The sequence below is a fragment of the Stenotrophomonas sp. 05L44_2 genome (assembly GCF_056665995.1).
In genome coordinates this window covers 1-2,385 of the sequence record NZ_JBFTNR010000650.1, presented here as the reverse complement: position 1 = coordinate 2,385, position 2,385 = coordinate 1, and the positions used below count along the sequence as shown (strand labels likewise).

The 2,385-nt window shown below is 67.6% G+C and carries 1 protein-coding gene; it reads right to left on the bottom strand.

Annotation, left to right across the window (positions count from 1 at the left end; genetic code table 11):
• Positions 1-2,385: chemotaxis protein CheA (locus AC1VAN_RS18740; RefSeq protein WP_480986431.1), on the bottom strand; the 2,385-nt coding region annotated here is incomplete at both ends.

Below are 2,385 nucleotides of genomic sequence, written 5' to 3'. Positions count from 1 at the left end.
CAGCGGATAGTCTTCGCCACCGTACCGGTAGCTGCTGTCGGCTGCTTCGAAGCGCTCGTGCGACAGCCGGCCAATACCACTGACCGAGGCGACCGGCACCGCGAAGGTGGTTTCGCCGATCTGCACGAATACCGCCTGGGTGACCGCCAGCGTCTGCGGCAGGCGCAGGGTGAAACGCACGCCCTGGCCACGCACCGACTGGATGTCGACCGAGCCGCCGAGCTGGCGCACTTCGTTGCCGACCACGTCCATGCCGACGCCACGGCCCGCCAGCTGGCTGACCTGGTCGGCGGTGGAGAAGCCCGACGCGAAGATCAGGTTGTCCAGTTCCTGTTCGCTCGGCTGTGCATCGGCAGGCAGCAGGCCGCGGTCGATGGCGCGACGGCGGATCGCTTCACGATCCAGGCCAGCGCCATCATCGGCCACGTCCAGTACGATTTCCGAGCCCTCGCGGTGCAGGCGGATGGCGATTTCGCCTTCTTCCGGCTTGCCGGCGGCACGACGCTGTTCCGGCGCTTCCAGGCCATGGGCAACCGAGTTGCGCAGCATGTGCTCCAGCGGCGCGACCATGCGATCGAGCACGTTGCGATCGAGCTCGCCGTGGGTGCCTTCCAGGGTCAGGTGAACCTGCTYGCCGGTATCCATGCCGGCCTGGCGGACCACACGGCGCAGGCGCGGCACCAGGCCGTCGAACGGCACCATGCGCGCGCGCATCAGGCCATCCTGCAGTTCCGAACTGACACGCGACTGCTGCTGCAGGAGCGAATCGTACTGGCGCGACAGATCATCCAGCACGCCCTGCAGGCCACCCAGATCGGCGGCCGACTCGTTCAGCGCGCGGCTGAGCTGCTGCAGGGTGGAGAAACGGTCCAGTTCCAGTGGATCGAACTTCTGGTCGGCCTGGTCCTGCTCGCGCTGGTAGCGGGCCACGATCTGCGCTTCGGTTTCCAGGTCCAGGCGACGCAGCTGGTCGCGCAGACGCGCATTGGTGCGTTCCAGTTCGCCCATCGCGCCACGGAAGGCGCCGAGCTGCTGTTCCAGGCGCGAACGATAGATCGCCACTTCACCGGCGTGGTTGACCAGGCGGTCGAGCAGGTCGGCGCGCACACGCACCTGTTCCTGCTGCGGACGGGCCAGCGGGTCTTCCTCGCTGGAACCTTCCACCGGCAACGGTGCCGACAACGGGGCATCGACCACGGCCACGGCCGGAGCCGCCTGTGGGGCCTGCTCCGCCACGACGACAGCACTGGCTGCAGCTGCGCTGGCAGCGGCGGTGATGTCGGTGGTGGTGCGTGCTTCAAAGGCGTCGAGCAGATCCTGTGCCGGCTCGACGATGCGATGTTCGCCGGTACGGGTCAGCAGCTGGTGCAGACGGTCGAAACCGCGTTCCAGCAACTGCACATCACGACGTTCGATCTCGGTGCGCCCGCCAGCGACAGCCTCCAGCAGCGATTCGATGCTGTGGCCGAGATCACCGATGGCATTGATGCCCGCCATGCGCGCGCCGCCCTTGAGCGTATGCAGRTCGCGCTGCAGGCCGGCCAGGGCTTCGCGATCCTGCGGCGCTTCGCGCAGCTCGCTGATCAGCCCATCGCAATGATCCAGCAGGTCCTTGCCTTCCTCGACGAAGATGTCGACCAGCTCGCGATCATAGATGCTGAAGTCGAGCAGGTCGGCGCTCTCTTCGGCTTCGGAGTCGGTCCGGGCTTCTTCGGTCTGGGCTTCGGGCAGGGGCGCATCCGCCGGTACCGCCGCATCGACGCTGTCGACGGCGACAGGTTCGACCTCGACCGCCGCAGCCTCCGCCGCGACCGGCACCACGATCATGCCGCTGTCCGCCGCGGCAGCCTGGCCCGGAGCATCTTCCAGCTCGAAGAAACGCGAGGGCGAGATGGCGTCCTGCGCCGTCTCCGCGGCCCCGACGTCTTCCACCGTCGCCGGGGACGGCTGGTCGGTGCTCTCTCCTTCACCGACCGCCGCCTCCCCGCCGACGTCCGCATCCTCGGCAAAGGCTTCCGCCTCGCCAGGCGCGAGTTCGCTGGCCTGCAGGCCGAGCACGGGCCATTGCCCGTCTTCGTCCTGGCCCTGCTCCTCGTCGATCACGTGCAGGCCGGCCTCGAGCGCGGCTTCCAGCGTGACCGGGTCTGCGAAGCCCGGCACAGCCATTTCATCCTGCAGGCTGGACAGCTCGCTGTCGAGCGGCAGCGCAGCAGCGTCTTCATCCACCGCCGTTTCAGGTGTGGATGGCAGCGGCGTATTCAGGTCGTTTGCGACATCCAGGACATCCGGATCGCGGTCGTCAACCGGCAGCGCACTGGCATCCAGATACGGCGACAGATCATCCGCCGCAGTCAGCGCGGTGTCTTCCAATGCGGTGTCTTCCGA